Raw genomic sequence first — 15,406 nt, 5'->3', positions numbered from 1 at the left:
CACTCCGCAAACCACACGGCGCACAGGATCTACCTCAATGTGCTTCGTTTCCAACGATGGCCTCCTTGCGAACGAGGGGGTCAGTTCCTCGTGTCGCTAGGGGGTCAATTTACGGTGTCGCCTGACATCCAGGCGGCATCAATCGCACTGGGGCGATGCGGCCGCGGCCGGATTGGAATTGGAGGGGGCATCGCCCCATTACTGGGAAGGCTGCTGTCCGACGTTGACCCGAGAGCCAGGAGACCTGCCGCCCAGCGAACGAGGATGTGCCGGGGCGGGGTGTCCCCAGCAAGCCCGGCGCGACGCCGTCTTGCGGTCGCGCCCGCCGTCCGCGACCGCGTGGGCGAGGGGGTGCGTTTGCCGGCGTCCGGTTGGCTTGCCCCGGCATCGGGACGACAACCGTAGCACGCAAGATGTCCAATGGATCTGAGATGGCACACGCCAATGCCCACCACGCCCTGACGGTGGTGGACATGGCCTGGCCCGATCAATGCAATCACCACGGCACGCTGTTTGGCGGCGCGGCCCTGTCATGGCTGGACCGCACGGCTTTCATCCTCGCTTCTCGCGAATTGGGTGGCGCGGTCGTGACCGCGGCGCTGGAGCGGGTGCAATTCAGCGCCCCCTTGCCCAGCGGTCATCTGGGGGAGTGTCAGGCCCGCATCGTCCGCCGGGGCCGGCGCTCGGGCGCCGTGCGGGCGTTGATGGACGCGAGCGACGCCCGAGGCGCCTGCCCGCGCCGCTGCTGCGATGTGCTGCTGACCTATGTGGCCCTGCCCGATTGATGTGCGCATGCTGCCGGGCACATGTCCCCGCGTCAGGGCCGCAGGTCGTAGCGGTCGGCGTTCATGACCTTGACCCACGCGGCCACGAAGTCGCGCACGAACTTCTCGCGCCCGTCGTCCTGGGCGTAGACCTCGGCGTAGGCGCGCAACACGGCGTTGGAGCCAAACACCAGGTCCACCCGCGTGGCGGTCCAGCGGGTCGCCCCCGTGGCACGGTCCACGATGGCGTAGCTGTTGCGTCCCGTAGGCTTCCAGCTATAGGCCATGTCGGTCAGGTGCACGAAGAAGTCGTTGCTCAGCACGCCGACACGGTCGGTGAACACCCCGTGCGCCGATCCCCCGTGGTTGGCACCGAGCACGCGCAGGCCGCCGACGAGCACCGTCATCTCGGCCGCGGTCAGGCCCATGAGCTGCGCGCGGTCGAGCAGCAGCTCCTCCGGCTGTACCGCATAGTGCTGTTTGAGCCAGTTGCGGAACCCATCGGCCACCGGCTCCAACACGGCAAACGACTGGACGTCGGTCTGCGCCTGCGTGGCGTCACCGCGCCCCGGCGCGAACGGGACCTCGACCGGGTAACCGGCGGCGCGGGCGGCCTCTTCCACCGCCATGCTGCCGGCCAGGACGATCACGTCGGCGATGCTGGCGCCGGTTTCCGCGGCGATGCGCTCATAGACGGGCAGCACGCGCGCCAGCCGCTCCGGCTCGTTGCCGGCCCAGTCCTTTTGCGGAGCCAGCCGGATGCGCGCCCCGTTGGCACCGCCGCGGAAGTCCGATCCGCGGAAGGTGCGGGCGCTGTCCCAGGCCGTGGCCACCCGCTCGGCGATCCCCAATCCCGCGGCGGCGATCCGGACGCGCACGTCGGCCACGTCGTAATCGGTGCGGCCCGCGGGAATGGGGTCTTGCCAAATCAGGTCTTCGGTGGGTGCCTCGGGGCCAATGTAGCGCGTGCGCGGCCCCATGTCGCGGTGCGTGAGCTTGAACCAGGCGCGGGCAAACACCTCGGAGAAATACGCCTGGTCGGCCGCAAACCGCTCCGAAATCCGGCGGTACACGGGGTCCACCTTCATCGCCATGTCGGCATCGGTCATGATGATGCGGTGGTTGCGCAGGGTGGGGTCTTCCACGTCGGGCGGCACGTCCTCGGGCCGCAGGCCGATCGGCTCCCACTGCCAGGCGCCGGCGGGGCTCTTTTTGAGCTCCCATTCGTAGCCGAGCAGCAGCTTGAAGTAGCCGTTGTCCCACTGGGTGGGGTTCGTGGTCCACGCCCCTTCCAGACCGCTGGTCACGGTGTCGCGACCGATGCCGCGGGTGGTGTGGTTGTTCCAGCCCAGGCCCTGCTCTTCGATCGGCGCGCCTTCGGGCGCAGGGCCCAGGTTGGCCGCGCTGCCGTTGCCGTGCGCCTTGCCGACCGTGTGCCCGCCGGCGGTGAGGGCCACGGTTTCCTCGTCGTTCATGCCCATGCGGGCGAAGGTTTCGCGCACCTGGGCGGCGGTGCGCAGGGGGTCCGGCTGGCCGTTGACGCCCTCGGGGTTCACATAGATCAGGCCCATCTGCACGGCGGCCAGCGGGTTGGCCAAGGTGCTGGCGTCGTCCAGGCTGCCGTAGCGGGCGTCGCTGGGCGCCAGCCACTCCTTCTCATCGCCCCAGTAGACGTCCTTTTCCGGGTGCCAAATGTCCTCGCGCCCGAAGGCAAAGCCATAGGTCTTCAGGCCCATGGACTCGTAGGCGACGTTGCCGGCCAGGATCATCAGATCGGCCCAGCTGATCTGGTTGCCATACTTTTTCTTGATCGGCCACAGCAGCCGGCGCGCCTTGTCCAGATTGGCGTTGTCCGGCCAGGAGTTGAGCGGCGCGAAGCGCTGGTTGCCGGTGTTGGCGCCGCCGCGACCGTCCGCGATGCGGTACGACCCCGCTGCGTGCCAGGCCATGCGGATCATCAACCCGCCGTAGTGGCCCCAATCGGCGGGCCACCAGGGCTGGCTGTCGGTCATCAAGGCGGTCAGATCGCGCTTGATCGCATCCACGTCGAGTTGACGCACCGCCTGCCGGTAGTTGAAGCCGGGCAGCGGATTGGTCTTGGTGTCGTGCTGGTGCAGGATGTCCAGGTTCAGGGCATTCGGCCACCAGGCCGTGTTGGAGGTTGCGGCGGTGGTGTGGGCGCCGTGCATCACGGGGCATTGGCCGACGGCTTCGCGGGTGGGGGCATTCATGGTCATCTCCTTGCAGGCGGGTTGGCCGACATCGGGGCCGCGCGCCATGCAGGCACTGCCGAGCGAGGCACGGTTGGGCGGCGTCCGATATACATCAGCAATCAGTTGTTGATCGCTGATTGGATGTCAGTGTATCGGGTCTGCCACCGTGCGGCCGTCATTTTTCCCAATCGCGGCGATAGGGCCAGACCAGGCCGCGCAGCCGCCTGCCCAGGCTTGGGGCTATGATGGACGCCACCCCTTGAACCACAACCGACCGGAGGCGCGCGATGCAGTGGCTGGTGCTGGGCTTGATCCTGTTTTTGGGCGTGCACTCGGTGCGCATCGTGGCCGACGACTGGCGCAACCAGACCATCGACCGCATCGGGCTGGGCGCATGGAAGGCGGTCTACTCCCTGGTGTCGGCCGTCGGGCTGGGGTTGATCATCTGGGGCTACGGCTTGGCCCGCCAGTCCCCGGACGTGCTGTGGACCCCACCGGTGGGGATGCGCCACGCCGCCTCGCTGCTGACGCTGGTGGCTTTCGTGCTGTTGGTGGCGGCCTATGTCCCGGGCAATGCGATCAAGGCGCGGCTGGGCCACCCGATGGTGCTGTCCGTCAAGCTGTGGGCGTTTGCCCACCTGCTGTCCAACGGCACGCTGGCCGACGTGTTGCTGTTTGGCGGCTTTTTGGCATGGGCGGTGCTCAATTACCGCGCGGCGCGGCGCCGCACGCCCACCGGCCGCGACGATGGCGACGACGAGGATGACGCCACGGTCACCGCCACCCGCGGGCCATCGCTGGCGGCCACGGTGGCCACCGCGGTCGTCGGGCTGGGGGCGTGGGCCGTGTTCGCGTTCTGGGCGCACGGCGTGCTGATCGGCGTGCGCCCCTTCGGCTGATCGGGCATCCACGGCTGGGGGGCGACGGCCACACCGTCTGTCCTGCCGTCAGCCCCCCAGTCGGCGCACGACGATGGCCGCTCCCGTGGCGGCCGCGGCGGCGACCATGCCGGCCACGAAGACGGCGCTCAGCCCATGGTGGGTGCTGATCCAACCGCCCAGTGCTCCGGCGGTCACCCCGGAGCAGCCATAACCGATCAACGAATACAAGGCCTGCCCCCGCGCGCGCAGCCGCCCCGGAAAGTGGCGGTTGATGAGGGCGATGCAGACCGTGTGGTGAGCGGCAAAACCGATGGCATGCACCGCTTGCGCCAGCAGCAGCACGCCCAGCCAGTGCGCGCCCCAGGCCGTCGCCACCATGCGTGCAACCGTCAGGGCCGATGCCAGCATCAGCCACTGCCCCAGCGCCAGCCGCGGCAGCCAGCGCCCCTGGGTAAAGAACCAGGCGATCTCCACCACCACGGCGGTGGCCCACAGCGCGCCGATCACGCCCTTGCCATACCCCAGGCGGTCCAGATAGAGCGAGAAGAAGATGTAGATGAAGACGTGCGCCAGCACATGCAAAAACATGGAGGCAAAAAACCACGCCACGACGGGCTGGCGCAACACCGGCCAGATGCGCCCGCCCACGGCATCGTGCGCATGCGGGGGGTCGCGCCAGCGCGGCATGGCCCACACCGCGCCCACCACCAGCACCAGCGTCGCATTCGCCCAGAACGGAAAACTCGACAGCCCGTGGCGTTGGAACCAGGCGCCTGCCGCCAACACCGTCACCAGAAAGCCCAGCGATCCCCACAGGCGCACACGGCCGTAGCGGCGCGCATCGAAGCCGCCGGAGGCGCTGACGGCATGCGCCAGTGCCGTCTCGGACAGCGGCATCATGGCGCTGGTGTGCGTGAACAGCAGCAGCAACACCAGCGGCAGCCAGACGGGCACGGGCTGCCACCACAACCCCAGGGACAGCACCAGTGACACCCCAGCGCACACCCGTAGCCAGCGCACCGGCTCGCCGCTGCGGTCACTCAGCCACCCCCACAGGTAGGGGGCGAACAGCCGCGTCGCCGACTGCAGCGCCGTCAGCAGCCCGATGGCCCACAGGCCGTAGCCCAGCTCCTGCAACCACAGCGGCAGGTACGGATTGAAAAAACCGATGTGCGCAAAGTAGCCCGCCGAGAGGGCCGCAAAGGGCCACAGCCCCCGCACGCGCCGGGCATCGGCGGGCGGGCCGCCGCTCATGAGCGGGAGACGCCGCCCGGGGCCTCGGCCGCGACCGGCCCGGGGGTGACGCGCACATCCCCGCACTGCGCGCGGTGGCGCAGCGCATGGTCCATCAGGACGATCGCGAGCAGCGCCTCCACGATGGGCACGGCCCGAATGCCGACGCAGGGGTCGTGCCGGCCCTTGGTGATGACTTCCGTCGGCTCGCCCGCGGTATCGATGGACGGCCGCGGCACGAGGATGGAGCTGGTGGGCTTGATGGCCAGCGTGACGACGATGTCCTGCCCCGTGCTGATGCCCCCCAGCACGCCACCCGCGTGGTTGGACAGAAAGCCCTGCGGGGTGATGCCGTCGCCGTGCTCGCTGCCCCGCTGCGCGACGCTGGCAAAGCCGTCGCCGATTTCCACGCCCTTGACCGCGTTGAGACCCATCATGGCGTGCGCGATGTCGGCGTCCAGGCGGTCGTAGATCGGCTCGCCCAGCCCGGCGGGCACCCCCTGCGCGACGACGCGCAGCCGCGCCCCCACCGAGTCACCGGCCTTGCGGATCTCGGTCAGATACGCCTCCAGCGCCGACACATCGGCCACTGGCGCAAAAAACGGGTTGCCATCGACATGGTCCCACGATTCGAACGGCACGCTCACCGTGCCCATCTGGAGCAGGGCGCCCCGAACCACCGTGCCAAACTGCTCGCGCAGCCATTTGCGCGCGACCGCCCCCGCCGCCACGGTGGGCGCGGTCAGGCGCGCGGACGAGCGCCCTCCCCCGCGCGGATCGCGGATGCCATATTTGTGCCAGTAGGTGTAATCCGCATGCCCGGGGCGGAAGGTCTGGGCGATATCGCCGTAATCCTTGCTGCGCTGGTCGGTGTTGGCAATCAGCAAGGCGATGGGCGTGCCTGTGGTGCGCCCCTGGTACACCCCGCTGAGGATCTGCACCTGGTCCGCCTCCTGCCGCTGGGTGACGAACTTGCTGCTGCCCGGCCGGCGCCGATCGAGCTCCGGCTGAATGTCGGCCTCGGCAAGCGGCAACCCGGGCGGACAGCCGTCGATGACGCAGCCGATGGCCGGTCCGTGCGATTCGCCGAAGTTGGTGACGCGAAACAGGGTGCCCAGGGTGTTGCCGCTCATGCCCGGGATTATCCCGCAGCCGCCTGCGCCCGGCCGTCGTCACCGGTGGGGGCGTCGGCGGCACGCTGCAACACCACGGCGGCCTTGACCAGTTGCTGCAGGCTGCGGCGCAGCTCGCTGCTGGCGCGCAACCAGGCCTCCATCGCCTCGATGGGCAGCCGCCCCTCGGCCCCGGCGCGCAGCAAGGCGGCCTTGAGCACGGCATAGGCATCCTCGGCCTCGCGCAGCGCGGCCTAGCTCGCGGCGGGCGACGGGGCGGGCGCGGCGTCGTCCAGCAGCGCCAGCAATGCGACCGACCGGCGCCGAAAGGCCGCCAGCTCCAGCGCCGGCACGCCGGCGGGCGGCGTGGGCCAGGGGGCCAGCGCCTCGGCCGCCTCGTCGGCCAGCTCCACCGCGACTTCGGCACAACGGGCCACGCGCAGCATGTCCGGCAGCCGCGCCGCGCTGTCGGCGGACATCTCGGCGCGCTGCAGGCGCACGACGAAGTCCGCCACCGCGCGCTGCAGGGCCAGGGCCACCGCCCGCGCCCGCGCCAGCCGGGCCCGCACGGCGGCATCGTCGCCGCCGGCGCGCTCCGCCACCGCGTCGCCAGCCAGCGTGGGCAGGTCGAACACCGTCCCCAACGAGCGCGCCGCCAGTCCGCGGAAGCGCCCCAACTCCCGGTGCAGCGCGTCCAACGCCAGCACGGGCACGGCCAGCACGGTCGCGTCCAGGAAGCGGGGGCGCGACTCGTCCTCCTCGGCGGTGCGAAAGCGCGCCTGCAGCCAGCGCGTCAGCCGTCCTGCCAGCGGCCACATCAGCACCACGCCCAGCACATTGAAAACCGTGTGGAAGAGCGCCACCGTCAAGGCCGGCGAATCGTCCAGCCCCAAGGCGTGCATGGCCTGCAGCAACCATTGCACCAACCAGGGCAACAGGGCCAGCGCCACCAGCCCCGTCAACAGGTTGAACAACACATGCGCGCTGGCGGCGCGGCGGGCGTTGGGGGCGACCCCCAGGGCGGCCAGCACCGCCTTGACCGACGTACCGATGTTGGCCCCGATGACCACGGCCGCCGCCCCGTGGGCCGAGAGCAGCCCGGCCCCCGCGGCGCGTGCCATGGCCGGTGACGCGCAGCCCCACCCCCAACCCGATCAGGGGCAGTGCCAGCAGGTCGATCTTCAGCCCAAAGCCCAGCACCGCGACGATCCAGCCCGTCATGGTGGTGCCGACGTTGGCGCCAAACAGCACCCAAAGCGCCTGGCCCAGATTGAGCAGCCCCGCGTTGACGAAGCCGATCGTGGCCACCGTGACGGCGCTGGAGGACTGCACCACCGCCGTGACCAGGGCACCGGCCGCCAGCCCGCGCCAGCGGGTGCGGGTGGAGGCGGTCAGAATGCGCTCCAGCGCGGGCCCGGCGGCCAGCCGCAGGCCGTCCGTCATGAGCTCCATGCCCATGATGAACAGGCCCACGCCGCCGAGCAGGCCGGCGAGCAAACCGCCCAGACCGTCGATCACGGATCAGCGCGCGGCCGGCTGCTGTTCCGGCCCGCCGGGGGCGGTGTCTTCCTCCTCCGGCCAGTTGCGGATGTAGGCCTTGAGCATCTTGTTCTCGAAGCTCTGCGTCTCGACCACGGCCTTGGCCACGTCGTAAAAGCTGATCACACCCATCAGCATGCGGTTGTCCATCACCGGCATATAGCGGGTGTGGCGCTCCAGCATCATGGGGCGCACCTGGTCCAGCTCGGTCTCGGGGGTGCAGGTCATGGGGTGGTCGTCCATGATGCTGCGCACCGTCACCGTGCCCACCGAGCCGCCATTGCGCGCGATGGTGTCGATCACCTCGCGAAAGGTGAGCATGCCCACCAGTTCGCCGTGCTCCATGACGGCCAGCGAGCCGATGTCGTACTGCGCCATCGTCTCGACCGCGCGGGCCAGCGACTCGTCCGGCGATACCGTGTAGAGCGTGCCGCCTTTGACGCGCAAAATGTCACGGACTTTCATGGTGGGGCTCCTGTTGTCTCGAAAGCGCGGCTAGGGGGCCGCTGTGCGAGCTAATATAGTCCACAACACGAGGAGACACCATGCCCGGTTACGCCGATCCCGGCTTCGACACGCTGGCGCTGCACGCCGGCGCCGCCCCCGACCCCGCCACCGGCGCGCGCGCGGTGCCGATCCACCTGACGACCTCGTTCGTCTTCGAGTCGGCCGACCACGCCGCGGCGCTGTTCAACCTGGAGCGCGCCGGCCACGTCTACAGCCGCATCAGCAACCCGACTACCGCGGTGCTGGAGCAGCGTGTGGCCGCACTGGAGGGCGGCATCGCCGGCCTGGCCACCGCCAGCGGGCAAGCGGCGCTGCACCTGGCCATCGTCACGCTGATGGGCGCGGGCGGCCACATCGTCGCCTCCGGCGCGCTGTACGGCGGCAGCCACAACCTGCTGCACGACACGCTGCCGCGCTTCGGCATCCAGACCACCTTCGTGGCGCCGGACGACCTGGATGCCTGGCGCGCCGCGGTGCGGCCCAACACCCGCCTGTTCTTCGGCGAGACGGTCGGCAACCCGGGGCTGGACGTGCTGGACATCCCCGCGGTGGCCGAGATCGCGCACGCCGCCGGCGTGCCGCTGCTGGTGGACTCGACGCTCACGACGCCGTGGCTGATCCAGCCGCTGTCGCTCGGCGCGGATCTGGTCTACCACTCGGCGACCAAGTTCCTCAGCGGCCACGGCACCGTGATCGGCGGCGTGCTGGTCGACGGCGGCTCGTTCGACTGGGACGCCGTGCACGCGCGCGACGGGCGCTTTGCGGAGCTGACCGAGCCGTACGCGGGCTTTCACGGCATGGTGTTCAGCGAGGAATCGACGGTGGGGGCGTTCGCGCTGCGCGCGCGCCGCGAGGGCCTGCGCGACTTCGGCGCCTGCATGAGCCCGCACACCGCATGGCTGATCCTGCAGGGCATCGAGACGCTGCCGTTGCGCATGGCGCGCCACATGGCCAACACCGAGCGGGTGGTGGACTTTCTGGCGGCGCACCCGCTGGTGGCGCGCGTGCGCCACCCGCTGCGGCCGGATCACCCAAGCCACGCGCTGGCACAGCGGCTGCTGCCGCGCGGCGCCGGCAGCGTGTTCAGCTTCGAACTGAAGGGCGGCCGCGCGCAGGGCCGCGCCTTCATCGAAGCGCTCAAACTCTTTAGCCACTTGGCCAACGTCGGCGACTGCCGCAGCCTGGTCATCCACCCGGCCAGCACGACGCACTTCCGCATGAGCGACGAGGCGCTGGCCGCCGCCGGCATCGGGCCGGGCACCATCCGCCTGTCGATCGGCCTGGAAGACCCCGACGACCTGATCGACGACCTCAAGCGCGCCTTCAAGGCCGCCGAAAAAGCCGCCTGACCCGGGAGAGCGCACCATGATGATCGACGTGCACGGCGCCCCGCTGTACGCCTACACCGGCGGCAAAGCGTTTGACCCCGCGCAGCCCACCGTGGTGATGATCCACGGCGTGCTCAACGACCACAGCGTGTGGATTTTGCAAAGCCGCTACCTCGCGCACCACGGCTTCAACGTGCTGGCCATCGACCTGCCCGGCCATGGCCGCAGCGGCGGCGAGCCGCCGGCCCGCGTCGCCGACGGCGCGCGCGCGGTGCTGGGCCTGCTGGATGCGCTCGCCGTCGAGCGCGCGGCGCTGGCGGGCCACAGCTTCGGCTCGCTGATCGCGCTGCAGGCCGCGGCCGACGCGCCGCAGCGGGTCGCGCAGCTGGCGCTGGTCGGCACCGCCTGGCCGATGCGGGTATCGCCCGCGCTGCTGGACGCGTCGCTGAATACGCCCGAGAAGGCCATCGCGATGGTCAACGTGTTCAGCCACTCGACGCTGGCGCCGCCGCCGTCGGCGCTCGGCCCCGGCACGTGGCTCTACGGCGGCTCGCGCGCGCTGATGCGCCGCGTGCTGGCCAGCAATCCGCGCGTCAACGTGTTCCACCGCGGCTTCGTCGCCTGTGACACCTACCAGGACGGCGAGGCCGCCGCACGGCGGCTGGCCTGCCCGGTGCAGTTCATCCTTGGCACGCGCGACCAGATGACGCCGCCCAAGGCTGCGCAGCCGCTGATCGACGGCGCGCGCGCCGCCGGCGTGCCGGTGGAAGTGGTGCGGCTGCCCGCGGGCCACGCCCTGATGACCGAGGCACCCGACGGCGTGCTGGATGCGCTGCGCGCCTTCCTGGGACGGATGCAGGCGCAGTCGGCCTGACGCTCCGCTCATGGCTACCCCAGCGTTCCCGCACACCACGGCCGCACGGCAGTCCGTACCGCCGCAGGCGATCACGCCGCCGATGACGCGCGAGCGCGCCGAGGCCATCGCCGCCGGCTTCGACCTGCGCCGGCTGCCGCCGGACTTCCTGGCCAACCCGTACCCGGTCTACGCCGCCCTGCGCGCGCGCGAGCCGGTGCGCGCCATGCCGGATGGCAGCTGGTTCCTGACCCGGCACGCGGACCTGGTCGCGGTCTACCGCGACGCGGCCACCTTCAGCTCCGACAAGCACGTCGAGTTCGGGCCCAAGTACGGCGCCGGCTCCCCGCTGTACGAGCACCACACCACCAGCCTCGTCTTCAACGACCCGCCGCTGCACACGCGCGTGCGCAAGCTGATCATGGGGGCGCTGACGCGCCGCGCCATCGCCGACCTGGAGCTGCGCATGGCGCGTGGCGGCGCGCGCACGTTCTACGAGCTGTCGATCGACGACTTCCACCAGGGCGAGCGCACGCTCTACTCGGCGGTACTGCGCGACATCTCCGACCGCAAGCACGTCGAGCTGCAGCTGCAGCGCGAGCGCGACCTGGCGCAGGTGACGCTGGCCTCGATCGGCGACGGCGTCATCACCACCGACGAGGCCGGGCTGATCCAGTACCTGAACCCGGTGGCCGCGCGCCTGACCGGCTGGCCGGCGCACCAGGCGCGCGGGCAGCCGGTCACCACCGTCTACCGCCTGCTGGACGAGACCGGCGGCGAGCCGCTGCCGAATCCGGTGCGCGAGGTGCTGCAGGGCAAGACGCCGGCGCCGCGGCGCGAGCACGCGCTGCTGCAGCGCCGCGACGGCGAGCGCATCCCGGTGCTGGACACCGCCGCGCCGATCCGCAGCCGCGACGGCTTCCTGATCGGCGCGGTGCTGGTGTTCCACGACGTCACGGTGACGCTGAACCTGGCGCGCGAGCTGAGCCACCAGGCCACGCACGACGCGCTGACCGGCGTGCCGAACCGGCGCGAGTTCGAGCGCCGGCTGACCGAGCTGCTGTCGCGCCCGGACCAGGCGCGGCACGTGCTGTGCTACCTGGACCTGGACCAGTTCAAGGTCGTCAACGACACCTGCGGGCACGTGGCCGGCGGCGGAGCGCTACGGCCTGATGCCGCGCATCGACCAGTGGGTGGTGCGCAACACGCTGGCATGGCTGGGCGACCGGCTGCGCCAGCAGGGGCGGCTGGAGGGCCTCTATGCCATCAACCTGTCGGGCGCGTCGCTGTCGGACGAGCGCTTCCGCCAGGACCTGCAGGCGCTGCTGCAGACCATGCAGCTGCCGCCCGGCACGGTGTGCTTCGAGATCACCGAGACCGCGGCGATGGCGAGCCTCTCCACCGTCGCGCACTTCATCGGCGAGGTCAAGCGCCTGGGCTGCCTGTTCGCGCTGGACGACTTCGGCAGCGGGCTGTCGTCGTTCGCCTACCTGAAGAACCTGCCGGTGGACTTCCTCAAGATCGACGGCAGCTTCGTCAAGGACATCGAGAGCGACCCGATCGACCTGGCGATGGTGCAGGCGATCAACGCCATCGGCCACGTGATGGGGCTGCGCACGGTGGCGGAGTACGTGTCGTCGGAGGCGATCCTGCAGCGCGTGCGCGAGCTGGGCGTGGACTTCGCGCAGGGCTACCACGTCGGCCTGCCGCAGCTGCTGGACGCGCTGGCGCCGGTGCGGCGCATGCCGCGCTAGGGCGCCCCCGGCGCGCGCCGCGGCGGCGGCAGCACCGCGGCGACGGTGGTCGCCTCCAGCGGCAACGCGCGCCAGACGCCGGCGGTGGCCTCGTCCTGCGCCAGCCACAGCACGCGCGCCAGCTCCGCCAGCCGGCGCTGGTGCAGATCGACCAGCAGCACCCAGCGGCCCTCCTCGTCGCTCAGGCGCCCCACCCAGCCCAGCGCCTGCAGCGCGCGCAGCGGCTGCTGCAGGTGCAGCGGATCGACGCGCAGCCGCCGCGCCAGCGCCTCCAGCGCCAGCCCGGGGCGCTCGCCGGTGCGGCTGGCCTGCAGCTCCGCCAGCAGCTCCAGCGCCAGCTGGAACGGCCAGCCCGGCGTGCCGCCGCGGCGCGCCACCCCCGCCAGCAGGAACGGCAGGTAGGCCACGATCACCGCCCCCAGCAGCACGATCAGCCACACCAGGTACAGCCACACCAGCAGGATCGGCACGGTGGCAAAGGTGCCGTAGACCGCCGAATAGGTCGGCACCGTGCGCAGGTACCAGGCCAGCGCCTGCTGCGCCAGCTCGAACGCCAGCGCGACGAACACCCCGCCGGCCAGCGCATGGCGCAGCCGCACTTGGGCATTCGGCACGTAACGATAGAGCGCCGCCATGCCCAGCGCCAGCGCCACAAAGCCCGCCGCATCCAGCGCCCAGCGCACGCCTTGGTGCGCCGCCGGCAGCCAGCCGCGCGACACCGACAGCGCGTAGGAGCTGGCGCTCAGCATCAGCGCCAGCACCAGCGGCGCCAGCGTCAGCACCGCCCAGTACACCAGCACCCGCTGCGCCAGCGGCCGCAGCCGCGGCACGCGCCAGATGTCGTTGAGCTGGCGGTCGATCGTCAGCACCAGCGCCAGCGCCGTGACCAGCAGCACCACCGCCCCGCCCAGGCCGATCTGGCCGGCCTGGCTGGCGAACTGCCACAGGTAGCGCCCGACCTGGCGCGCGATGTGGTCCGGCACCAGCGCCTCCACCATCCAGCGCTGCACGCGCTGCTCCATCGCGCCGAAGGCCGGAAACAGCGCGAACACGGCCAGCGCCACCGTCACCAGCGGCACCAGCGAGATGGTGGTCGTGAACGTCAGGCTGCCGGCGGCCACCGCCAGCCGGTCCTGCGCGAAGCGCTCGCGCAGCGTCAGCCACGTGGTGCGCCACGGGAAGTCGCGGGCCTTCTGCCAGCCACGCTGCCAGAGGGGCTGCGGAGCGGCCTCGGCAAGCGGAGCAGGCGCCGCCCGCGCGGAAGGATCGAATGCGGTCATGCCGCTATCATGCCAGCCGATGTCCGCGCCGTCCCCCTCCCCGTCCGCCCCCCTTGCCGGGCCCGCTGCGCCCACTGCATCCGCCGTGCCCGTTGCCCTGGCGCAGGCGCGCTGGACGCGGGCGCTGGCCGTGGCCTGTGTGCTGGGCCTGATCGTCCTGGGGCTGGCGTGGGAGCTGTGGCTGGCGCCGCTGCGCCCGGGCGGGTCGTGGTGGGCGCTCAAGGTCTTGCCGCTGGCCTTGCCCTTGCCCGGCCTGCTGCGCCACCGCATGTACACCTACCGCTGGCTCAGCCTGCTGGTGTGGCTGTACTTCACCGAAGGCATCGTGCGCGCCACCAGCGAAGGCGGGCTGTCGGCCGCACTGGCCTGGGGACAGGTCGTGTTGTGCATGGGGCTGTTTGCGGCCTGTGCCCTGCATGTGCGGCTGCGGTTGCGCGCCGCCCGCATCCCGCAACCTGCGGACAGCGACGGTTCCGAATGATGGACCTGCCAACCGCTCCTCTCGATCCACCCGCGCGGGCCGCCCTGCTGCGGGATCTGCACGCTGCCGTCGGCCCGGCGCACGTGCTCACCGCCGCCGACGCCGACCTGGAGCCGTGGGAGCGCGACTGGCGCCGCCGCCACCGGGGCCGGGCCCTCGCGGTGGTGCGCCCCGGCAGCACGGCGGAGGTGGCCGCCGTGGTGCGCGCCTGCGCCGCGCACGGCGCGCCGATCGTGCCGCAGGGCGGCAACACCGGGCTGGTGCTGGGCGGCGTGCCGGACGGCAGCGGCACGCAGGTGGTGCTGAGCACCGCGCGGCTCAACCGCATCCGCGCGCTGGACGAGAAAAACCTCACGCTGACGGTGGAGGCCGGCTGCGTGCTGCAGGCCGCGCAGCAGGCTGCCGAGGCCGCCGGGCTGTGGCTGCCGCTGAGCCTGGCGGCCGAGGGCAGCTGCACCGTCGGCGGCAACCTGGCCACCAACGCCGGCGGCACGCAGGTGCTGCGCTTCGGCAACGCGCGCGACCTGTGCCTGGGGCTGGAGGTCGTCACCGCCGACGGCCGCGTCTGGAACGGTCTGCGCGGCCTGCGCAAGGACAACACCGGCTACGACCTGCGCCACCTGTTCATCGGCAGCGAGGGGACGCTCGGCATCATCACCGCGGCGGTGCTCAAGCTCGTGCCGCGCCCGGCCGCGCAGCTGACCGCCTGGGCCGCGGTGCCGGACTTGGCCGCCGCAGTGGCGCTGCTGGGGGTGGCGCAGCGCGGGCTCGGGCCGGCGCTGACCGGCTTCGAGGTCATGAACCGCTTTGCGCTGGAGCTGGTGCGGCGCCACTTTCCGCAGCTGTCGGTGCCGCTGGCGGACGTGGCCCCCTACGCGGTGCTGCTGGAGACCAGCGACGCCGAGGGCGAGGCGCACGCGCGCGCGCGGCTGGAGGCCGTGCTGGGGCAAGCACTGGAGGACGGCTGCGCGGTGGACGCGGTGGTGGCCGAAAGCCTGGCGCAGGCGCGCACGCTGTGGCACATCCGCGAGAGCATCCCGCTGGCGCAGGCCGAGGAGGGGCTCAACGTCAAGCACGACATCAGCCTGCCGGTCTCGCGCATCCAGGCCTTCTGCGCCGAGGCGGAAAAGGCACTGGCGAACGCCGTGCCCGGCGTGCGGCTGGTCAACTTCGGCCACCTGGGCGACGGCAACCTGCACTTCAACGTGCAGTGCCCTGAGGGCGCGGATGCCGCCGCCTTCCTGCACGAACAGGAGGCGCGCATCCACACGGTGGTCTACGACGCGGTGCAGCGCCACGGCGGCTCGATCAGCGCCGAGCACGGCATCGGGGCGCTGAAGGCCGCCATCCTGCCGCGCTACCAGGACCCGGTGGCGCTGGACCTGATGCGCGCCGTCAAGCGCGCGCTGGACCCCGCCAACCGGCTCAACCCGGGCAAGCTGCTGGTCTGACGGCGGCGAT

Annotated in this window: 13 protein-coding genes and 3 pseudogenes; 8 read left to right on the top strand and 8 right to left on the bottom strand. The window is 71.4% G+C overall.

The window, feature by feature from the left end; all coding sequences use genetic code 11:
• Positions 1 to 431 precede the first annotated feature (431 nt).
• Positions 432 to 785 (top strand): acyl-CoA thioesterase, encoded by a 354-nt coding sequence (locus Tfont_RS08755; RefSeq protein WP_260682326.1) that lies wholly within the window; start codon positions 432 to 434, stop codon positions 783 to 785.
• Between the two features lie 32 nt (positions 786 to 817).
• On the opposite strand, the gene katG is transcribed toward Tfont_RS08755, so the two are convergent.
• The gene (gene katG / locus Tfont_RS08750) at positions 818 to 2,995 is read right to left on the bottom strand and encodes a catalase/peroxidase HPI (protein WP_143969147.1); all 2,178 of its coding nucleotides are present in this window, start codon (positions 2,993 to 2,995) and stop codon (positions 818 to 820) included.
• Positions 2,996 to 3,264: 269 nt separating this feature from the next.
• Here katG and Tfont_RS08745 point away from each other — a divergent pair, with 269 nt between their 5' ends.
• The gene (locus Tfont_RS08745; protein WP_143969146.1) at positions 3,265 to 3,876 is read left to right on the top strand and encodes an NnrU family protein; all 612 of its coding nucleotides are present in this window, start codon (positions 3,265 to 3,267) and stop codon (positions 3,874 to 3,876) included.
• 48 nt (positions 3,877 to 3,924) lie between these two features.
• Here the strand turns inward: Tfont_RS08745 and Tfont_RS08740 are convergent, their stop codons facing one another.
• The 6 genes and pseudogenes from Tfont_RS08740 to Tfont_RS08725 form a co-directional block, all read right to left on the bottom strand.
• Positions 3,925 to 5,112 (bottom strand): MFS transporter, encoded by a 1,188-nt coding sequence (locus Tfont_RS08740; protein ID WP_143969145.1) that lies wholly within the window; start codon positions 5,110 to 5,112, stop codon positions 3,925 to 3,927.
• Positions 5,109 to 6,224 (bottom strand): chorismate synthase, encoded by a 1,116-nt coding sequence (gene aroC, locus Tfont_RS08735; RefSeq protein ID WP_068610279.1) that lies wholly within the window; start codon positions 6,222 to 6,224, stop codon positions 5,109 to 5,111. The genes Tfont_RS08740 and aroC overlap by 4 nt, the downstream gene beginning before the upstream one ends.
• 8 nt (positions 6,225 to 6,232) lie before the next feature.
• Positions 6,233 to 6,424, bottom strand: a complete 192-nt coding sequence (locus tag Tfont_RS14770; protein ID WP_260682325.1) for a hypothetical protein — start codon at positions 6,422 to 6,424, stop codon at positions 6,233 to 6,235.
• 33 nt (positions 6,425 to 6,457) lie between these two features.
• The gene (locus Tfont_RS14765; protein WP_260682324.1) at positions 6,458 to 7,324 is read right to left on the bottom strand and encodes a Na/Pi symporter; all 867 of its coding nucleotides are present in this window, start codon (positions 7,322 to 7,324) and stop codon (positions 6,458 to 6,460) included.
• Between the two features lie 37 nt (positions 7,325 to 7,361).
• Positions 7,362 to 7,646 (bottom strand): annotated as a pseudogene (locus Tfont_RS15045) (Na/Pi symporter); the annotation flags it as partial.
• Between the two features lie 78 nt (positions 7,647 to 7,724).
• The gene (locus Tfont_RS08725; protein ID WP_143969144.1) at positions 7,725 to 8,207 is read right to left on the bottom strand and encodes a CBS domain-containing protein; all 483 of its coding nucleotides are present in this window, start codon (positions 8,205 to 8,207) and stop codon (positions 7,725 to 7,727) included.
• Positions 8,208 to 8,287: 80 nt separating this feature from the next.
• Between Tfont_RS08725 and Tfont_RS08720 the strand changes: the two genes are divergently transcribed.
• The 4 genes and pseudogenes from Tfont_RS08720 to Tfont_RS14560 all read left to right on the top strand — a co-directional run.
• A complete protein-coding gene (locus Tfont_RS08720; protein ID WP_143969143.1) occupies positions 8,288 to 9,598 on the top strand; it encodes an O-acetylhomoserine aminocarboxypropyltransferase in 1,311 nt (436 codons plus the stop codon).
• Between the two features lie 16 nt (positions 9,599 to 9,614).
• The gene (locus Tfont_RS08715; protein WP_143969142.1) at positions 9,615 to 10,451 is read left to right on the top strand and encodes an alpha/beta fold hydrolase; all 837 of its coding nucleotides are present in this window, start codon (positions 9,615 to 9,617) and stop codon (positions 10,449 to 10,451) included.
• Positions 10,405 to 11,586 (top strand): annotated as a pseudogene (locus tag Tfont_RS15040) (PAS domain S-box protein); the annotation flags it as partial. The gene Tfont_RS08715 and the pseudogene Tfont_RS15040, both read left to right, overlap by 47 nt.
• Positions 11,546 to 12,184, top strand: a pseudogene (locus Tfont_RS14560) (EAL domain-containing protein); the annotation flags it as partial. The pseudogenes Tfont_RS15040 and Tfont_RS14560, both read left to right, overlap by 41 nt.
• On the opposite strand, the gene Tfont_RS08705 reads toward Tfont_RS14560, so the two are convergent.
• Positions 12,181 to 13,464, bottom strand: a complete 1,284-nt coding sequence (locus tag Tfont_RS08705) for a YihY family inner membrane protein (RefSeq protein ID WP_143969141.1) — start codon at positions 13,462 to 13,464, stop codon at positions 12,181 to 12,183. The pseudogene Tfont_RS14560 and the gene Tfont_RS08705 overlap by 4 nt on opposite strands.
• Positions 13,465 to 13,483: 19 nt before the next feature.
• Between Tfont_RS08705 and Tfont_RS08700 the strand changes: the two genes are divergently transcribed.
• On the top strand, positions 13,484 to 13,945 hold the full coding sequence (locus tag Tfont_RS08700) for a DUF2069 domain-containing protein (RefSeq protein WP_143969140.1): 462 nt from the start codon (positions 13,484 to 13,486) through the stop codon (positions 13,943 to 13,945).
• Entirely contained in the window at positions 13,945 to 15,396 is a 1,452-nt protein-coding gene (locus Tfont_RS08695; protein ID WP_143969139.1) for an FAD-binding oxidoreductase, read from the top strand. The genes Tfont_RS08700 and Tfont_RS08695 overlap by 1 nt, the downstream gene beginning before the upstream one ends.
• Positions 15,397 to 15,406 lie beyond the last annotated feature (10 nt).

It is taken from the genome of Tepidimonas fonticaldi (genome assembly GCF_007556755.1).
GTDB classification, from domain to species: Bacteria; Pseudomonadota; Gammaproteobacteria; order Burkholderiales; family Burkholderiaceae_C; genus Tepidimonas; species Tepidimonas fonticaldi.
Note: the sequence above shows the minus strand (reverse complement) of the source record. Positions and strands in the feature narration are given on the sequence as shown.

Excerpts from the sequence above, each read along its gene's own strand:
- Tfont_RS08745 (WP_143969146.1), top strand. The coding sequence starts at position 3,265 with ATGCAGTGGCTGGTGCTGGGCTTGATCCTGTTTTTGGGCGTGCACTCG.
- Tfont_RS08725 (WP_143969144.1), bottom strand. The coding sequence starts at position 8,207 with ATGAAAGTCCGTGACATTTTGCGCGTCAAAGGCGGCACGCTCTACACG.
- Tfont_RS08715 (WP_143969142.1), top strand. The coding sequence starts at position 9,615 with ATGATGATCGACGTGCACGGCGCCCCGCTGTACGCCTACACCGGCGGC.
- Tfont_RS14765 (WP_260682324.1), bottom strand. The coding sequence starts at position 7,324 with ATGGCACGCGCCGCGGGGGCCGGGCTGCTCTCGGCCCACGGGGCGGCG.
- Tfont_RS08740 (WP_143969145.1), bottom strand. The coding sequence starts at position 5,112 with ATGAGCGGCGGCCCGCCCGCCGATGCCCGGCGCGTGCGGGGGCTGTGG.
- katG (WP_143969147.1), bottom strand. The coding sequence starts at position 2,995 with ATGAATGCCCCCACCCGCGAAGCCGTCGGCCAATGCCCCGTGATGCAC.
- Tfont_RS08705 (WP_143969141.1), bottom strand. The coding sequence starts at position 13,464 with ATGACCGCATTCGATCCTTCCGCGCGGGCGGCGCCTGCTCCGCTTGCC.
- aroC (WP_068610279.1), bottom strand. The coding sequence starts at position 6,224 with ATGAGCGGCAACACCCTGGGCACCCTGTTTCGCGTCACCAACTTCGGC.
- Tfont_RS08755 (WP_260682326.1), top strand. The coding sequence starts at position 432 with ATGGCACACGCCAATGCCCACCACGCCCTGACGGTGGTGGACATGGCC.
- Tfont_RS08695 (WP_143969139.1), top strand. The coding sequence starts at position 13,945 with ATGGACCTGCCAACCGCTCCTCTCGATCCACCCGCGCGGGCCGCCCTG.
- Tfont_RS08700 (WP_143969140.1), top strand. The coding sequence starts at position 13,484 with ATGTCCGCGCCGTCCCCCTCCCCGTCCGCCCCCCTTGCCGGGCCCGCT.
- Tfont_RS08720 (WP_143969143.1), top strand. The coding sequence starts at position 8,288 with ATGCCCGGTTACGCCGATCCCGGCTTCGACACGCTGGCGCTGCACGCC.